This is a genomic window from Mesorhizobium sp. CA7 (assembly GCF_020165015.1).
Taxonomy (GTDB): Bacteria; Pseudomonadota; Alphaproteobacteria; order Rhizobiales; family Rhizobiaceae; genus Mesorhizobium.
Map to the genome: position 1 here is coordinate 257,484 of NZ_JAIUHH010000003.1, position 17,855 is coordinate 275,338.

Here is a 17,855-nt window from a genome sequence, read left to right on the forward strand (position 1 = left end):
TTCGGTTCGTCGCGGCCGTGATTGGCCGCGCCGGCATGTCGGCGCCTGCATCCTGGAGGGAAAATGGTCGTGTTCCGCAAATCCCGCAAGGCACTGGTGACCGGCGCGGGCGCCGCCGACGGCATCGGCGTGGCGATCGCGCGTGCGTTGGCCGAGGCCGGTGTTTCGGTCACCATCACCGCTTCATCCGCACGCGTCGAGCAACGAGCGGCGGAACTGCGGGGCGAGGGGCTCGATGTCCGCGCTTTCGCGGCCGACCTGACGCTCTCGGGCGACGTCGATCGTTTACGCTCCGAGACCGGCGAGATCGACGTCCTCGTCAACAATGCCGGGATGGGCACCATCGCCCAGCCGGCGCTGCAGCGGCGATTTCTTGACCTCAGCGAAAGCGACTGGGACCGCGGCATCGATGTCAGCCTGAAGACCGCCTTTTTGAGCACGCGCGGCTTTCTGGCCGGCATGGTGCAGCGCGGCCATGGACGCGTCGTCAACATGGCATCGGTGACGGGGCCTTACGTATCCAATGAAGGCGAGGCCGCCTACTCCGCGGCCAAGGCCGGCATGATCGGGCTGACGCATGCGCTTGCCCTGGAGGTCGGCCGCAGCGGCGTCACGGTCAATGCCGTGGCGCCGGGATGGATCGCGACGGGCGCCTCGACGCCCGAGGAACTTGTCGCTGCCCGCAACACACCGCTTGGCCGTGCCGGCAGTCCCGAGGAAGTCGCGGCGGCCGTGCTGTTCCTGGCGTCCGACGGAGCCAGTTATGTCAACGGCGCCGTTCTCGTCGTGGACGGCGGCAACATCCTGCAGGAACGCAAGGCATGACCGCGAGCGCGAAAGTCAAAATACAGGGACGCCTCGATACTCAGCTCATAACAGGATGAAATGGGAACCCAGAAACACGAGGGACTGGCCGGTAACCAGAGGGACCCGCAAAATAGGGCCGCTCTCCACGCTGTCCTGAACGGGTTGTCCGCGCAACCGATCGGCTTGAGGCCAGCAATATGACCATTATCATGAGCGGCACCGCGACGACGCCGTTTATGACGGCGCTCCAGAACAGCGCCTTCATCGGGCTGATGGGCAGATATTGGATGGCCAGCGCCGCCAGGATGCTTACCGCGATGACGCCATAGAAGCCACGCGCATCGCCCGCCTTGCGCTCAAGTCCCTCCTGCCACCCCATGGCCTCCGCCAGCGCGTAAGCCGCCGAGCCCGCCACGACGGGCACGCCGATCAATCCTACACCCAGTATGCCGGCGGCAAAAAGCACGAAGACGAAATCGCCCGCCAGCGGCTCTGAAACCAAGACGGCGCTGTCTTGCCACACAACCGGGCTTTGGAATTCTGGTCGCACACGACCGGCATCTGCGATGGATCAAAGCTCGCCCGTTGTTGACACCGACCAGTGATGAACCGGTGGCGGCCTTTAAGCGTTCAGCTTCAGCCGGGTGGGTCTGGTACCAGCGAAGGAGTCGGAAAATGACCGAGCGTCCCAGCACCAATCGCTTGTCCGCGCAGGAACTGCACGACATCGATGCCTACTGGCGTGCCGCCAATTATCTGACCATCGGGCAGATTTATCTGCTCGACAATCCGCTGCTTCGCGAGCCGCTTCGGCTGGAGCACGTCAAGCCGCGGCTGCTCGGCCATTGGGGCACGTCGCCGGGCCTCAGTTTCATCTATGCGCATTTGAACCGAGTGATCCGGCAACGCGACGCCAATGTCATCTATGTCTGCGGTCCGGGTCATGGCGGACCCGCGATGGTTGCCAACAGCTACCTCGAAGGCACCTACAGCGAGATCAATCCGGACGTCGCGCCGGGCGAGGCTGGAATGAAGAAGCTTTTCCGGCAATTCTCCTTTCCGGGCGGCATCCCAAGCCATGCCGCTCCCGACGTGCCCGGCTCGATCCATGAAGGCGGCGAGCTTGGCTACGCGCTCTCGCATGCCTATGGCGCGGCTTTCGACAACCCGGACCTTGTCGTCGCCTGTGTCGTTGGCGATGGCGAGGCGGAAACCGGACCGCTTGCCACGTCTTGGCACTCCAACAAGTTCCTCAACCCGGCGCTTGACGGCGCGGTGCTGCCGATCCTCCATCTCAACGGCTACAAGATCGCCAATCCCACCATTCTCGCCCGCATTCCCGAAGAAGAGCTGCGTGACTTGTTCGTCGGCTATGGTTACGAGCCGCTGTTCGTCGAGGGCGACGATCCGGCATGGATGCATGAGCGAATGGCGCTCGTGCTCGACGATGCGCTCGACCGCATCAAGGCTATTCAGATACGGCTCGTAGCGGCGCGAAGACCGCGCAGCCGCGGCCGAACTGGCCGATGATCGTGCTGCGAAGCCCGAAGGGCTGGACCGGTCCCAAGGAGGTCGACGGACTGAAGACCGAAGGATTCTGGCGCGCCCACCAAGTCCCGCTTTCCGGCCTCGCCGATAACCCCGCGCATCTGAGGATGCTCGAGGAATGGATGAGAAGCTACCGGCCCGAAGAACTTTTCGATGCCGCCGGCGCGCCGGTGGCTGCGGTCCGCGCTACCGCGCCAAAAGGTGAAAGGCGCATGAGCGCCAACCCGCATGCCAATGGCGGCCTGCTGCGCCGGTCTCTGGAACTGCCCGCCCTGCAAGAGCACGCCGTCCCGGTCGAGCGGCCCGGTGGCGTCAAGGCGGAGTCGACCCGTGTGATGGGCCGTTTCCTGCGTGACGTCATGGCATTGAATCAAGGCACCAGGAACTTCCGCATCGTCGGGCCCGATGAAACGGCATCGAACCGGCTGCAGGATGTCTTCGAGGTGACGGAGCGTGCCTGGATGGAAGAGATCCTGCCCGAGGACGTGCATCTCGGTCGAGAAGGCAGGGTTCTGGAAATTCTATCCGAGCATACCTGCCAGGGCTGGCTGGAAGGTTACCTGCTCACAGGGCGCCACGGTTTCTTTTCCTGTTACGAGGCTTTCACGCACATCGTCGATTCCATGTTCAACCAGCATGCGAAATGGCTCGATGCCTGCCGCAAGCTTGCCTGGCGGCGGCCGATCGCCTCGCTGAACTATCTGTTGTCTAGCCATGTCTGGCAGCAGGAGCACAACGGCTTCAGCCACCAGGATCCGGGCTTCATCGACGTGGCGTTGAACAAGAAGGCGGATGTCGTGCGCGTCTATCTGCCGGCGGATGCTAACAGCCTGCTCTGCGTGAGCGATCATGTGCTGCGGACATGGAACCGCATCAACATCATCGTCGCCGGCAAAGCCAATTCCTGGCAGTGGCTGCCCATCAACGAGGCGAAAGTCCATTGCAACGCCGGCATCGGCATATGGGGTTGGGCGTCGACCGACGGCGGGGCCGAGCCGGATGTGGTGATGGCCTGCGCCGGAGACGTGCCGACGCTCGAGACGCTGGCCGCCGTTCAAATCCTGAGGCGCCACATTCCCGACCTCAAGGTGCGTGTGGTCAACATCGTCGACCTGATGACCCTGCAGCCAAGGGAACACCATCCGCACGGGCTGTCGGATCGCGAATTCGATGCTTTGTTCACCAGCGACAAGCCCGTCATCTTCGCCTATCACGGCTATCCCTGGACCATCCATCGCCTGACCTACCGGCGGACCAATCACGACAACATCCACGTGCGCGGCTACAATGAGGAGGGGACGACGACGACGCCCTTCGACATGACCGTGCTTAATGGGCTCGACCGCTATCATCTGGTGCTCGGCGTGCTCGACCGCATTCCCGAGCCGGCCGGTGCGCATATCCAGCTGAAACAGGCCATGGAAGGCAAGCTGATCGAGCACCGGGCCTATATCCGCGAGCACGGGCAGGACATGCCGGAGATCCTCGGCTGGAAATGGGAGCGGTAGCCGATGCCGAAGCGCCAGGCCGACAGGATCGACCCGCAAAAGTGGCTGGAACGGTCGGACATGACTGATGTCATCCTTGTCCTCAATGGCGGCTCATCGAGCCTGAAGTTCGCCGCCTTTCAAAGACGCCGCGAGCTTAACCTGCTGATGCGGGGCAGCGTCTCGTCGATCGGCGAGCGGCCCAGACTCCATGTCGCGCCGACTGCAACGACGCCGCCGTTCGACAGGAGCCTCGGCGAACGAGCGATCTCCGTCGGCGAGGCATTCGAAGCCGTTGCGTCCTATCTGACGGACCGCGGCCTGTTGCGCCGCGTGAGCAGGGTCGGGCATCGCATCGTCCATGGCGGTCGGGAGTTTGCCCGCGCAACGCTGCTTGACCAGGCCACGCTCGATGCCTTGCACAAGCTCGAGCCGCTCGCTCCGATTCATCAGGCGATCAACCTGGAGCTCGTCGATCTGGCCCACCGTCTTTTGCCCGGCGCCATGCAGGTCGGCTGCTTCGATACCGCCTTTCACGCCACGCAGCCTCAGATCGCAAGACTTTATGGCCTGCCGCACGAGATGTCGGAGCAGGGCATCGTGTCCTTTGGGTTCCACGGGCTCTCCTACAGCCATATCGCCAACGAGCTCCGCAGGCGCTACGGCGCCGGCGCGGGTGGCAGCGCCGTCGTCGCCCATCTTGGCAGCGGCGCAAGCCTTTGCGCGATGAAGGCAGGGGTAAGCCAGGCCACCACCATGGGTTTCTCGACGCTCGACGGCCTGGTCATGAGCACGCGTTGCGGCGCGATCGATCCGGGCGTCCTCCTGCACCTTCTGCAAGACAGGAAGTTGTCCGCCGACGAACTGTCCACCTTGCTTTACGAGAAGTCCGGGCTTCTCGGCGTATCTGGCATCTCGGGAAACATGCAGACGCTGCTGGCGTCGAAGGACCCGGCGGCAATGCGCGCTGTCGATCTGTTCGTCTATCGGGTCGGGCGAGAGATCGGATCACTGGCGGCTGCGCTGGGCGGGCTCGACACGCTGGTGTTCACCGCGGGCATCGGCGAGCATGCGCCGGCGATCCGGCGGCGGATATGCGAGGCTGCTGCATGGTTGGGCGTCGCTATGGATGACGGTTTGAATAGCAGCGGCGAAGACCTTGTGAGTGCCGCGAATTCCCGTGTCGATGTGCTTGTCATTCCGGCCGACGAAGAACGCGCGGTGGCGGCAGAACTGCTCGGCGTCGAAACGGCTTGAGCGGAACAGTCTCCCGCTTATTGGCGGAACGCCCCTCGCATGCCTGAGCTGTCGATTGAGGTGGATGGCCGATGCCTCGAAGGCAGCCATTTGCGCCCGCTACCGATCTCGACGATCCTGGTAGCGGCTCCCATACGGCTGGAAATGGCAGGATCTTAATTCGCCAACGTGGCGCCGAGCTTCCGCTGGACCAGGACACGCGTCGGATCGTCAGGATCCGTCGCGACAGTGAAGCCCATCTCGCGCTCAAGCTCGATCGCCGCTCGGTTCTCGCGGCTTTCGATCGACTCGAGCGTCTCGATGCCATGGTCGTCGGCATAGTGCGCGATATAGCCGAGAAATTCCCAGCCGACGCCGAGATGCTTACGGTCCTCGCGAATGCAGATGGCGACTTCGCCACGCCCGTCGGCCGGATCGGCTGCGAGGGTCGCCACCGCGATCAGCATTCCTCTAAGCATTTCGGCCGTACAGGGGGAGCAATGGTAGCGGGAGAGCGCTACCGCCTTTCCCCCCGCTCAGACACTCCGCGATATTTTCTACAATGTCGGGCGTGACAGGCCTCTCTCGTGTTGCAAAAGCTCGGTAGGCAATAGCAGAATCTAACCCGAAGGCGATCCACGATGTGAACGGCAGCTTTGCGCCTTATATCTGCCGTCGAGGTGAACTCCGTATTTCTCCAATAGCAGACTTAGCTTCACCGTCATTCTTTATCTGTTGGAAGAGCTAGTTTGCCGAGTGGGCGTTCCATCGCCGGCAGCACGCGGGCATCCAGCTTTCGAAGCGGTTAAGATTGAACGTACCCTTCAACCCGAACGCGGTCATAATTCTTGCCAGGTCGGCCGGCCTATCAAGTAGCGTCTCGGGAATAATGTGATCAACTTCCATCGTTTGGAAGTCGATCGGGCGAGTGCATAAATAGCAGCGTTCCCCATGCACCAGATAGACAGCCCAGCGTTCGGCCGCTGTGAATCCACGTTTAGCCACATTGTCCCCCGAGAGGCAGGGACTATGGCGCAATGTAGTCAGGCTTTCAACTTTGCCGTTCCAGTATTTTACGGCTTAGTTTTTCGCGGAGGGAGCGATCGCGGTCAATCTGGTAGGCAAGCGCTTTGCGTCGGCTAGCGCCTCTCGTCAGAGTCGGGAATCAAACAAGCGACATCAACGACCACCCTATTGCGGCCGTCGTTTTTGGCTCTATAGAGCGCGACATCGGCGCGCTTCATCAAGGCTGCGATGGTATCTGCGCCCTTGAGTATCTCAGACACCCCAATGCTGACGGTAACTGCGATCGGCTCGCCATCATGACTGACGGAAAACGGTAACTGTTCGATATCGATGCGAATTCGTTCGGCTAATTTTTTGGCGACCGTGCTGTCCGTGTCCGGCATCACGACCACGAATTCGTCGACCCCGTAAACGCATGCAAGGTCGATACCGCGCACATTTTTGCGCAGGCGACGCGCGCACTCGCGAAGCACGTAACTACCTGCATGATGCCCGTAAGAGTCGTTGATCGACTTGAGAAGGTCGACATCAGTGATCATCATCGAGAGCGGCCGCCGCCGCGCGACGGCGCGGTCGAACAGCGTCTGCAGATGGCTGTCTAAGTAAGGTCTATTGTGCAACCCTGTTAGGCCATCGACCACCGCCAGCTCGATCGTTTGGGCGACGCTGGCGCGCAACTGGTCGTTATAGCGCTTGCGCCGGACCTGCGTGCGCAGGCGCGCCGTCAGCTCGTGCTGGTCGATCGGTCGGACCAGATAGTCGTTGATGCCGAGCTCCAGGCCGCGCAGGATGCGGCCCTCCTCGCCCTCATCGGCGAGCAGCATGATCGGCAGGGATCGGGTGCGGTCGAGCGAACGCAATTGCGAACAGAGCCTCAGCGCATCGAAGTCGGAGAAGGCAGTCGAGATCAGCACGCATTCGTACGCCGTCTCGGCCGCCTGGAAGAACCCCGCATTCGGGTCGGTCGCGACATCGAGCTCGGCGGTGTTGCGCAGCATCTTCTGGATGCGTTCGACGGAAGTTTTGCGCTCGTCGATGAGCAGCACCCGCGGCTTTGCGTCTTCGGTCGCGAAATCGCGGCTCAGAAGTTCCTCGATGCCGATGTTGCGGGTGGTCGAGGCGCGCAGCCTGAGCTCGTCGGTCAGCGACTTCAGCCTGACCAGGCTCTTGACGCGTGTCATCAACTGCAGGTCGTTGACGGGCTTGGTCAGGAAATCGTCAGCGCCCGCCTCGAGGCCGCGTACCCGGTCCGACACCTGGTCGAGCGCTGTGATCATGACGACAGGGATATGCGAGGTCGCCGGATCGCTCTTCAGGCGCTTGCAGACCTCGAACCCATCCATGTCGGGCATCATCACATCGAGCAGCACCAGATCAACCTTGTCGCTTTTGCAGGTCTCGATGGCGATGAACCCGGTAGAGGCCGTAAGAACTTCAAAATACTCCGCCAAAAGTCTAACTTCGAGCAACTGCGCATTGATAATGGTAGTGTTGGCAATAAGGATCCGTGCGGTCATGGTGGCTTATTGTCCTCAAAAACCTGTCTAATCGCAAGTGCTCGAACCGTGATTGAAAGAACACGCCCCGGATTGCACGGCAGTGTCCCTCAGCGGGAAAAGTCGCAATCAGTTCGGCGCTAGCCAACGAAAGTGGCGTTCAAGAAGTTTGTTGGGGACGCCTTGTGCCTCAACATTTCCAGTAGCATATCGTTTGATGAAATCTCAGCCACGGAACTCGCCGCTGCAGATTGCAAGTCGCGCTTGGCGATTTCACTTGCGCAATCTAGAGCAAGCTCTTCCTGCTGAGCGGCCGGCTGTGCTCGGTCAATTCTCACGTATCGCTCGGCAAGCATGTGCTTCATCATATCGTCCGCCAGCGCCTGTTGAGAGCCGATCATCACCTTCGGAAGTCGTTCGCGCTTCAACCAGCCAAACGAGCCAAGTGCTTTTCCCGCTCGCGAAGAAAAGGCAAAGGCGGTGGTTGTAGTGCCAATGCTCAGCACCTTGATGTCCTTCTGAGCGATGCCCAAGAACCTTTCGGCCTCATGAACCGCGATGAGATCCGGCGAATTTGCAAACAGACCGCCGTCGGCAAACAATTCGTCACCGATCTGGTGAAGTGGGAAATATGTTGGCGCCGCTGATGTTGCGAGCGCAACGTCAACGAGCTTCAACTTCCAGTCTAGATAGAGGCTCCGATGGTGGCCCGTCTTGAAAACTTTTGGCCCCCCTTTCGTAAGATTGACTGCGGGAATGACGGTTGGACGTCGCAAGTCCCGCATTAGGGAGTCAACACCGACGATCCGCTCGATGATCTCGCGAAGTCTGCCCGGATTATATCGAGACGCCGGAATGCCCGTCAGGAGCTTCCACGTCGACGAAATAAAGTTCTTTGGCGGTCGGGCACCGGAGAAAACGTGATGCCCGTCGTCCAAGAATGCCTGCTTGATCTCGCTCGCGCTTCGGCCAGCGCTCAGGCCCAATGCGATAATGCCTCCGACAGAGGTTCCTGCCACGAGATCGAAAGAATCGATAATTGGCTTTCCCGTTTGCTCCTCAAGTTTGCTTAGAACCGACGCGGTATAGAGGCCGAGGAACCCTCCTCCGCTAAGGCTCAAAATCTGAAATGTCATGCGTCACCTCCAGTCGTCGTTCGTTGTATGTTCTTGGGCGCGATTCGGCTATCATCACGGCCACGCGTGAGTCGGTCGAGTCGTTAGACCCTTGGAGTTGGGCATCCATGGCGAATGTCGCAAAACTACTGCATACAACCTCCGATCCCGAGACTTTCCTGGTCAACCTTGCGCCTGAGGATTCGCTCCTCAAGGAGGCGCGCACCAAGATCCGGAAGCACCTTCGGGACGCATTTTTGCGAACTAGCACGGATTTTTTTGGCGAGGCGATCACCCCTCGATTTTTCACGCAAGGAAGTTCAGCTTACGGAACTCTTAATGATCCAGCGTGGCCACCCGAGCAGCAGATGGACCTCGATGACGGGTGCTACCTTCCCCTGTCGTTTGTGAAAGGGGAAAAGCCATCTCGCGCAGCCAAGCTTTTTTTCGAGTTCGTGGATGCGTCGCTTAAGGTGTTGGCGGAGAAGGAAGGGTGGCGGCAGGAGACCAAACCCACCTGTTGTCGCGTTGAAATCAACAACGACGCGCACGTCGACATTCCACTTTATGCGATCCCGGATAGGGAATTTGCAGCCATGCAAAGTCGCATTGCAAAGTCTGTGGTGACGGCTCGTGACGCGAAATATGTAGATTGGAGTGAGCTGCCGGCGGACGCTGTTCTTCTGGCTCACCGAGATGAGGATTGGAAGATTTCAGACCCGCGGCAGATCCATAAGTGGTTCGTTGATGCGGTCGACCTTTACGGCGAAAGGCTTCGTCGCGACAGCCGATATATGAAGGGTTGGAGAGACCATCACGAACTCGACAAGTATAAGGTTTCGTCCATCCTTTTGATGGCCTGCATCTGGAATGCTTACGAAACCATTCGTGGGCCTTTCCTGCCCGACCGTGAAGACGAACGCCTGTTGAGAGTGGTTGAGCACCTTCCTCGAATGCTTCGAGGTTCGGTTTTCATCCCGGCATGTGGAGAGGAGGACCTCAACCGCATTCCGCAGGAGCATCGTCAGAAGGTAGCTCATTTGGTTGAGGGCCTAGCATCGCGGCTGAGTGACGTCGTCCGGCATTGCTCAGACCAGCGAGAGGCGGTTGAGGAGATGCGGGACATTTTTGGCGCTAGAGTTCCCTATCGCACTGATCTGGTCGCGATCTTGCCGCCGGCGGCGGTCACCGTAACCAGCCAACCGAAGAAGGTTAATCCAGCGCCTGAAGTCGGCCGTTCGACAAGTGGTTGAACGGCGCCGGGAAAGCCGCCTGCTCGTACATGATGCGCTCATACAACTAGGGTTCGAGCGATTACCTTTGTCGAAGCTCGACACTTATCGCGGTCGTTGGCAGATAAACCCGACGACTGTCCCTGTCGAGGTCATCGTTCAGGACTTTGATTTCGTGCAGTATCCGGTTATCCGGATTTTGGACCCCTCAATCTCCAAGAGCAGGAAACTGCCGCATATCCTCGGGCCGGACGGGATCGTGTGCTACTACGGCTTCGGCGCCGCAATACTGGATAGGTACGATCCAGGTGGAACGATCGTGCGGTGCTTAGCGAAAGCGGAGAAGGTTCTAACAGATGCCTTAAGTGGTCGCCTTGACGGTGATTTCGCCGCAGAATTTGCATCCTATTGGGCAACAAGCTGGATGCTTTACGATTTGCCTCGCGATTACAGCGGGCTGGGATCGGTCGTTTACCCGCATCTGCGCTCCGACAAAGTGCCAACACCGGTCCTGATAAAGAAATCATCTTGGGTGACGGAGCGTGATCCCGCGTCCAAGAACGGTGCAGAGGCCGCATTGATTGTTACGGTCAATGAGCCGCTTAGCCTTGATCCGACTGTTGATTGGCCTCCAGAGAATCTGCTCCAGCTTAAGCGGTGGCTGCGATGGGTCGCGCCCGGTTTAACAAGCAAACTCGACGAAGCGCTTATCAAAAGCAATCGAGCGGGTGCCATATTGGCGGTCCGTGCAACGAACGGGCTTTTCGCACTGCGTCTGGATGTTCCAAGGCACCTTCAGACGACCGAGTTTTTAAAGCAGCGGCGAAGCAGCTTGCCCAAAGTTATGGACAGGATGGCAGCAAATGTTCCAGTGGAACGGATCCGTGCAGACGCCGCCGACCCTCAGTACATCTATGGTCGGAACATTGGGTCACGCCGCAATTTCGGTGGCAAGGCCATACTTGTTATCGGCTGCGGAACGATCGGGGGATTTCTGGCTCACCAACTCGCGCAGTCAGGGGCAGGCACGGCAGGTGGTCGGCTAGTGCTAGCAGACACAGACGATCTGCGTACGGCTAATCTGGGCAGGCACTTGTTGGGGGTGCCCTATCTCCATTGCAATAAAGCAGAGGCCACGGCCGCATTTATAAAGACAATGCTCCCAGACATCAATGTGGAAGCGGAAAAGTCGGATGGCCTCACAATCCCGACAGAGCGGTTCGCTCTAGTCATCGACGTCACCGGGGAGGAGACGCTTTCCATCGCTCTTAATCAGAAGGCGATTGATAGTCGTCCTGACGTTTGTGCGCACATTTTCGGTTGGCTTGTTGGCAACGGAGCTATTGCCCAGTGCATCTTGGTCGATTCAGACGTGGATAAGGCCTGCTTTAAATGCCTAAAGCCAGAACTGGGCGGTCAGCCCAGATTTCGGACGCTTAAGCCTGACGCCCATGTCGAGATCGGGTCGATCGCTGCTTGTGGGGATGCAGAGTTTACTCCTTTTCCCGTTTCCCGTTCGATATCCGCGGCAGCCCAAGTTCTTGAGCTCGCATTGGATTGGGTAAATGGCAACACGTCGCCGCGCTTCCGGTCACAAACTTTCGACAGCAAGCAAGCGTATCACGTTTCGAACACGAGCCCGCTTGCGCTCTCTACGTGTCCGGCATGCAACAGTCGCCGGTAGTAATGACGCCCGGAGACGGACGTTTTATACTTATACATGCTGAGATCATCGGCCTGATCGAAAGCAGTGTGGAACGGGGTCATCCGTCGAGAGAAGCTGGTGGGATACTGCTAGGATCGTACCGAGGTGACCACATAGAGGTGTCCGGCTTTACTACGCCTTACCCACAGGATCGGCGATCCTTCGCGCTGTTCGATCGTATCGATCCGCTGCATCAATCGAGCGCGCTAAGAACTTGGCAACAGAGCACGGGAACCGACACTTATATCGGAGAATGGCATACTCACCCGGAAGCATCTCCGAGCCCGTCCTGGCTAGACAGGCGCACTTGGAGGAAACTGATCAACCGATCCCATGCCCCAATGGTGTTCGCGATAGGAGGCTTCAGCGATATTTGGTGGGGGTTGGGAGACGTGGACGGGATCCGCTCACTCTATGAGCATGTTGAGTAATACGATGGGACCAAGAAATCCTACTTCCAGTTTGGCTCGAGGCGCGGCGCTCGCATCATCAGCAAAGGCAAGTTGAGACCCTGGGCTTGAGGTGCTAGCGGTCATTAGCGCACCTCGGGGTATACCCCTGCGTGACGTAACCTAGCCAGCACCGCAATGCGTAACATCCAGGTCGTCGCCAACCATTTGTGACACGGTAGCGTCAGCCCTAAACTTTGAAGTGACACTTGGGCTCGGGCACCTGGCGTGAGCCAATGGCTGCTTTCCGCCTCATTTCGGCCGCCGAATCGTATTGGGCTGTGACCTGGAAGCGGACCATCGTCGCACAACCTGCAGCGAAGTTAAGGGACACTATAGGGCGAGGATTGGCTCCAATAGACCTGCCACGTCCACTGGACGCATGAATACGGAACCTCCGCTCTCGTCCGGATCAAGAACAGTCGTCCAGTCGGTGCGCCGTCCAGTCGTGGCAAAGAGGGTTTTCAAATCCGGACCCCCGAAGCACACGCTGGTGACAAGGGCAGCAGGCAAATACAGCGACTTTCGAAGAGTTCCTCTCTGGTCCAGGCACACTACTTTGCCTCCGCCATAAAGGGCGCACCAGACGTTTCCGGCGCTGTCGACGGCAAGCCCGTCCGGCATCCCGTCGTCGATCGAAAACGTGAAGAAGATCCGGCGGTTCGACAGCGATCCGTCGGCGCCGATCTCGTACGACAAAATCCGCCGTCCTACTGTGTCGCTGAAGTAGAGCGCTCCGTTGTCGGGCGAGAAAGCGGGGCCGTTGCAGATAACGAAACCTCTGTCGGCTATCGTGGCGCGGCCTTCCTCACCGAGAAGATAAAAAATCCCGTTGGGGTGCCTCTCGGAAACGTCATAGGTTCCGACCCAGTACCGCCCGGCGCGATCAACCTTGCCGTCATTGTAGACTAGGTTCATCTGACCGCTTTTGGGATCCGCAAAGAAGCGCGTTGAGCCCGTAGCAGGGTCGAAGACATGAAGCCCGTGATCGATGGCAAGGAGAAGCCGCCCGTTATCGGCAAGCACGAGCGAGCCGATCGTCTCGCCAATCTTGAGGTGCCAACTCTCGACTAAGCGGCTGCCCCACTTTTGGCGGCGTACGGTTGGGCCGTAGAAGTCGATCCAGTAGAGTGAGTTCTCTTCCGGATGCCACAGTATGCTCTCCCCCAATTTGTCCTGGGCTTGAGCGAAGACCTGCCAATCCGAACTGCCGCGCGGCATCGTTTCTTTCCTTGAGTTCTTAATTTCCCGATCGCGGCCCGCCAATAACGGCGCTGCCGGTAGATTGCGGAGCGTCGATCAGATCGGCCTTAGCTGCCGATGTGGAACGTCTCGGTATGGCCGTCGACCGCGATCGCCTGTCCGGTGACCATCTTGGCCGCGGGCGATGCCAGGAAGACGCACATGTCGGCGATCTCCTCCGGCGTCACGAAGCGCTTTATCGATTGCGACTGCGTGTACTCCTTTGCGACGACATCGGCGGAGATGCCGCGACCGTCAGCTTCGGCCTTTATGACGCGCTGCATCCGCGGACCTTCCACCGAGCCCGGACAGATAGCATTGGCACGAACATCATACGGCCCCAGCTCAATTGCCAGGGATTTGGTGAGGCCGATGACAGCCCATTTGGCGGCGGCATAGGGAGTCCTCAGGCCATAGCCGTAGAGGCCAGCGGTCGACGAGATGTTGATGATGTTGCCTGATTTCTGCTCCTTCATCGGGCGAGCGGCTCGCCTGGCGCAGAGAAAATGGGAGTCAAGGCAAACACTTACGCACTGTCGCCAATCGTCCAGCGCGATGTCTTCCACATTCCCGGTCGGTCCTTTGGCTCCGGCATTGTTTACCAGCACATCGATCCCGCCCAAATCGCCCATGGTTTTGTCGAACCACTGATCGACGGCTTTCTCATTGGACACGTCGACATGCGCTGCAGAAATTTGCGGATGGAACTGCGCAACTTCGCCAAGCGCCCGTTCGTCGAAATCGCAGACGCTGACCTTCGCACCGTTATTCGCGAAGGCCTTTGCGATTGCCAAGCCGATGCCCGAAGCACCGGCGGTGATCATGACGCGCTGAGCCATTTCTTCTCCTCGTGATTACAGCTCGCTGCACCGCTCGGGGCAGGGACGCAGGGCCAACCTGCGGATAACTGATGGGGTAGAGTGGCAGACTTTCCGGCGCGTCTTCACCGAGAAAGTTCGCCGCCGTCGACGACAATGTTGGAGCCGTTTACGTAGGAGAACAGCCCAGAGCAGATCGTGACCGCAGCGAAGGCGATCTCCTCTGGCCGTGCAAATCTTCCCATTGGGATGGCCGCTTCATACTGACGTCTGATTTCATCGGCGCTGGTGCCTTCTTGCCGGGCAACATCGGCTGTGGTGACCGCCACCATCTCGGTGTCGACGCTACCGGGCGAGATCGTATTGACGCGAATGCCGCGTGGAGCAAGTTCGCCTACTAGACTATCGGACAGTCGCAATACGCCGGCCTTGGAAGCGCAATAGGCTCCCCACAGCGGCCAGCCCTTGAGGCCATATTGCGACGCAACGAGGACGAGATTGCCTCCGCGGCCCAGGTGACGCGTCGCTTCCCGTGCAATCAAAAACGCACCCGTCAGATTGACGTCGAGGACGCGGCGAAAATCGGTGACGGACATCTCAGCGATGCTGGAGATGGCAGCAATTGCGGCGGCGTGGACGACATCGTCGATCGGGCCCGCGCTGGCGGCGTCCGAGAAGGCGCGTGCCACGGATGCCTCATCGGAGACGTCGCATTCCCGGACCACGTCGGAGGACCTGATATCGAGGCGAACGACGGTCGCGCCGGCCCGCTCGAACGTATCGGCGATTGCGTTTCCGATACCTCGAGCTGAGCCGGTTACGATGGCGCGCCTTCCGGCGAGGAGCTGAGGCACCTGAAATTCAGGCTGCGCACCGTGAGGTGAGGGATCAAGTGTCATTGAAAGGCTCCGGAAAAGACCATCGTGGATTCGGCAAGCTAGGCACCCATAGTCGCGCCAACAATGGTGCCGATGGTCACCATGATGGGGGAGCAAGGAGCTCTTGGAAATCGGGCGAACGGCTGGCCAGATGCTGAAGAGGTCAAGCGCGGATCGCCGCCGACGATCATGGTGACCGTCGGCACCATTGTTGGATCGACAACAGTTGAAATAGCTTCCGGCACATATCGAAGATCGCTTTGCCAGGAGCCCTACTATGAAGCCTGACACGCTACCCAAGTGCTGCATCATCGGAGCAGGTTGCAGCGGAATCGTCACCGCCAAGGCGCTCGCTGAGCGCGGCATTCCTTTCGACTGGTTCGAGATGAGCGACCGCATCGGCGGCCAGTGGGCGTATGAAAATCCCAATGGGAAATCGGCCGCCTACCGCTCGTTGCACATCGATACGTCGAAGGAGCAGCTGCAGCTCTCGGACTTTCCGATGCCCAAGGACACGCCGCACTATCTGCACCACACCCAGGTGCTCAAGTATCTTGAATCCTACGTCAAGCATTTCGGGCTTTCCGACAAGGTGAAGCTAAACACCGAGGTCATCAAGGCCGAGCGCGACGGACAAGGCGTTTGGCAGGTCCGCCTCAGAAACGGCCAGCTGCGCTCGTACGATGCACTCTTCGTTTGCAACGGACATCACTGGGATTCCCGGTGGCCTGAGCCGGCCTATCCTGGAAACTTCGATGGGCTGCAGATCCATTCCCATTCCTACCGCGACCCGTTCACTCCGGTCGACTTCAGGGGCAAAAAAGTCCTCGTCGTGGGCATGGGGAATTCGGCGATGGACATCGCCAACGAGCTTAGCCCGCGCCACATCACGAAAAAGCTGTTCGTGAGCACGCGCCGCGGAGCCCACATCTTTCCGCGCTTCCTTCTCGGCAAGCCCGCGGACAAGGGCAAGCTCTACCCCTGGCTCCCGCTTTCGCTCCAGCGCTGGGTCGGGCGCCGGATATTCCATTTCGCCGTCGGCTATATGGAAGACTTCGGCCTGCCGAAGCCAGATCACCGCGTTTTCGAGGCGCATGTCTCCGTTTCGGATACCTTCCCGACCCTTGTCGCATCGGGCGACATCGAGATCCGGCCGGGGATCAGGGAGCTTGACGGGGACAGCGTGGTCTTCGAAGGCGGTCGCCGCGAGAAGATCGATATCATCGTCTGGGCCACCGGCTACAAGGTGAGCTTTCCGTTCTTCGACCCCGCCTTCATCTCGGCTCCCAGCAATCGGCTGCCTCTGTTCAAGCGGGTTCTCAAGCCCGGCATCCCCAACCTGTTCTTTATTGCGCTCGCGCAGCCCAGCATCACGCTCTTCGCGCTCGCGGATCGCCAGGCAAAATGGATCGCCGCCTATCTGGCGGGCGAATACGCGTTGCCTGACGAGGAAGAGCAGAAGCGCACGATCGTCGCCGACGAGAAGAAGCACATGAGCCGCTACTACGCATCGGCGCGCCACACGATGCAGCTCGATCAGGACATCTATTTCGCCGAGCTGGAAAACGAGCTCCGGCGCGGTCGAAAGCGCGCGCGCAGCCTTGGCTTCGGGCGGACCCGGCTGCCCGTTCCGAGGCTCGCCGAGCTTGACTTTTCGTCCGCTGCCGAGTGAGAGGCTCGGCCTAGGATCCTGCGGCTCGCAAATGCTGGACGTAGGCTAGGAAGAGTTCACGCTCGGTGGTGATGTCCAACTTCTGATAGAGGCGCAGTCGGTGGTTCTTGATGGTTCCGCGCTTGACCCCAAGGCGATTTGCTATGCTGACGATTGGATGGCCCTCGAGCGTGAGCTCAACGATCTGTCTCTCTCTATGGGTGAGACCCTCTAGCCAGCCGTTGCGGGGTCCGGTTGGCGCATGCACGGCGGTGACCTCGACCTGGTCGCAGAGGCCGCCGGGCGCGGCGCCAAAGTCAGTTCCTAGCGGCGATCTGACGACAAGCCGGCCGTCGGGAAGCGATACTTGCATTCGGCCGGAACTGTCCAAGTCGGCCAAAGCGTCGGCCAACCCGGCAACGGGGTCCGTCGCCAATCGTCTCCAGGCGCCGTTGGCGGCGAGTTCCTGGCCGCTGCGATCAAGGAGCCTCAACGGCTTCTCCGCGGCGTCGGCTATCAGGCCATGGTTTATTATGGCCTTCAGGTGGGCGTTATGCAGCCCGGCCAGGAGAGGGAAGGCTTTCTCGATGCGGGCTAGCTCCGCTTCGGTGAACTCCCCTTCGGCCCGGTCGACAATGAGGGTTGGGCTGGCACCGCCAATAGGCGGGAGGAACACCGCGATCTCGTCGCTGATGCGCGCTGCACGCAAAAACTCCAAAGCGTAGCGGCTCTTCCACATGTCCATTGGCGCCAACCGGCGTAGCGAGCAAACGGCAGGCACTCCAACGGTGCGCCAATAGTGATGAAACGGGTCCAGGGCATAGAGGCCGGAGTCGTAGGGGGCTGCCACCTCGCTTCGGATTTCGCGAGGGATAATCAAGTCGGGAGCGCCGAAGCTGGAGTACCGAACCAGGGAAAGGAGGTCGGAGTCGACAAGCGAGCTTAGCACTTCAAGGAGATGGTCATAGAAATTCTCGTCGCCGATCGAAGAGCTCGCACGCCCGATGGCATCGCAAAAGCCAAATCTGGCCATGCTGTACGGAACTTCGAACCCTTTTGCTCTTACGGGAGAATGAACGTTCATCTCTCCTCCTTGGCCCTTTGGCCCGAAAATTGGTCAGATGGCCAATTCTTGATCCTTTTGGCCAAACATGTCAATGTCGGC

The 17,855-nt window shown here is 59.6% G+C and carries 14 protein-coding genes and 2 pseudogenes; 8 read left to right on the forward strand and 8 right to left on the reverse strand.

The genetic code is table 11. The features are described from left to right. The first annotated feature begins 69 nt into the window (after positions 1–69). On the forward strand, positions 70–825 hold the full coding sequence (locus LB552_RS08860; protein WP_224604033.1) for an SDR family NAD(P)-dependent oxidoreductase: 756 nt from the start codon (positions 70–72) through the stop codon (positions 823–825). Positions 826–865: 40 nt separating this feature from the next. Here the strand turns inward: LB552_RS08860 and LB552_RS08865 are convergent, their stop codons facing one another. Beyond that, a complete protein-coding gene (locus LB552_RS08865; RefSeq protein WP_224604035.1) occupies positions 866–1,309 on the reverse strand; it encodes a divalent metal cation transporter in 444 nt (147 codons plus the stop codon). A 173-nt stretch (positions 1,310–1,482) separates the two neighbouring features. On the opposite strand from LB552_RS08865, the pseudogene LB552_RS08870 reads away from it, so the two are divergent. Then, positions 1,483–3,863 (forward strand): annotated as a pseudogene (locus LB552_RS08870) (phosphoketolase). A gap of 3 nt (positions 3,864–3,866) precedes the next feature. Further along, positions 3,867–5,099 (forward strand): acetate/propionate family kinase, encoded by a 1,233-nt coding sequence (locus LB552_RS08875; protein WP_224604049.1) that lies wholly within the window; start codon positions 3,867–3,869, stop codon positions 5,097–5,099. Positions 5,100–5,254: 155 nt separating this feature from the next. On the opposite strand, the pseudogene LB552_RS08880 reads toward LB552_RS08875, so the two are convergent. The 3 genes and pseudogenes from LB552_RS08880 to LB552_RS08890 form a co-directional block, all read right to left on the reverse strand. Next, positions 5,255–5,545: pseudogene (locus LB552_RS08880) on the reverse strand (GNAT family N-acetyltransferase); the annotation flags it as partial. A 672-nt stretch (positions 5,546–6,217) separates the two neighbouring features. Continuing rightward, positions 6,218–7,621, reverse strand: a complete 1,404-nt coding sequence (locus LB552_RS08885) for a PleD family two-component system response regulator (RefSeq protein WP_224604052.1) — start codon at positions 7,619–7,621, stop codon at positions 6,218–6,220. Between the two features lie 119 nt (positions 7,622–7,740). Beyond that, positions 7,741–8,736, reverse strand: coding sequence for a CBASS cGAMP-activated phospholipase (locus LB552_RS08890; RefSeq protein ID WP_224604055.1), 996 nt, complete (start codon positions 8,734–8,736; stop codon positions 7,741–7,743). Positions 8,737–8,843: 107 nt separating this feature from the next. On the opposite strand from LB552_RS08890, the gene LB552_RS08895 reads away from it, so the two are divergent. The 3 genes from LB552_RS08895 (at position 8,844) to LB552_RS29840 (ending at position 12,083) form a co-directional block, all read left to right on the forward strand. Continuing rightward, entirely contained in the window at positions 8,844–9,968 is a 1,125-nt protein-coding gene (locus tag LB552_RS08895; RefSeq protein WP_224604056.1) for a CBASS cGAMP synthase, read from the forward strand. Between the two features lie 67 nt (positions 9,969–10,035). Continuing rightward, entirely contained in the window at positions 10,036–11,631 is a 1,596-nt protein-coding gene (locus LB552_RS08900; protein WP_224604070.1) for an E2/UBC family protein, read from the forward strand. A 2-nt stretch (positions 11,632–11,633) separates the two neighbouring features. Then, positions 11,634–12,083, forward strand: coding sequence for a Mov34/MPN/PAD-1 family protein (locus LB552_RS29840; protein WP_224604707.1), 450 nt, complete (start codon positions 11,634–11,636; stop codon positions 12,081–12,083). Between the two features lie 351 nt (positions 12,084–12,434). Here the strand turns inward: LB552_RS29840 and LB552_RS08910 are convergent, their stop codons facing one another. The 3 genes from LB552_RS08910 to LB552_RS08920 all read right to left on the reverse strand — a co-directional run bounded on the left by LB552_RS08910 (position 12,435) and on the right by LB552_RS08920 (position 15,060). Then, positions 12,435–13,322, reverse strand: coding sequence for an SMP-30/gluconolactonase/LRE family protein (locus tag LB552_RS08910; RefSeq protein WP_224604072.1), 888 nt, complete (start codon positions 13,320–13,322; stop codon positions 12,435–12,437). An 89-nt stretch (positions 13,323–13,411) separates the two neighbouring features. After that, the gene (locus LB552_RS08915; protein WP_224604075.1) at positions 13,412–14,182 is read right to left on the reverse strand and encodes an SDR family oxidoreductase; all 771 of its coding nucleotides are present in this window, start codon (positions 14,180–14,182) and stop codon (positions 13,412–13,414) included. A gap of 104 nt (positions 14,183–14,286) precedes the next feature. Then, entirely contained in the window at positions 14,287–15,060 is a 774-nt protein-coding gene (locus LB552_RS08920) for an SDR family NAD(P)-dependent oxidoreductase (protein WP_224604078.1), read from the reverse strand. Positions 15,061–15,123: 63 nt separating this feature from the next. Between LB552_RS08920 and LB552_RS08925 the strand changes: the two genes are divergently transcribed. Together LB552_RS08925 and LB552_RS08930 are read left to right on the forward strand one after the other, a co-directional pair. Next, positions 15,124–15,327: a hypothetical protein gene (locus LB552_RS08925; protein ID WP_224604082.1), complete on the forward strand. Its 204-nt coding sequence runs from the start codon at positions 15,124–15,126 to the stop codon at positions 15,325–15,327. After that, positions 15,317–16,711 (forward strand): flavin-containing monooxygenase, encoded by a 1,395-nt coding sequence (locus LB552_RS08930; RefSeq protein WP_224604085.1) that lies wholly within the window; start codon positions 15,317–15,319, stop codon positions 16,709–16,711. Before LB552_RS08925 ends, LB552_RS08930 begins: the two co-directional genes overlap by 11 nt. Before the next feature lie 10 nt (positions 16,712–16,721). On the opposite strand, the gene LB552_RS08935 is transcribed toward LB552_RS08930, so the two are convergent. Further along, positions 16,722–17,774: a helix-turn-helix transcriptional regulator gene (locus LB552_RS08935; RefSeq protein ID WP_224604088.1), complete on the reverse strand. Its 1,053-nt coding sequence runs from the start codon at positions 17,772–17,774 to the stop codon at positions 16,722–16,724. Between the last annotated feature and the right edge of the window lie 81 nt (positions 17,775–17,855).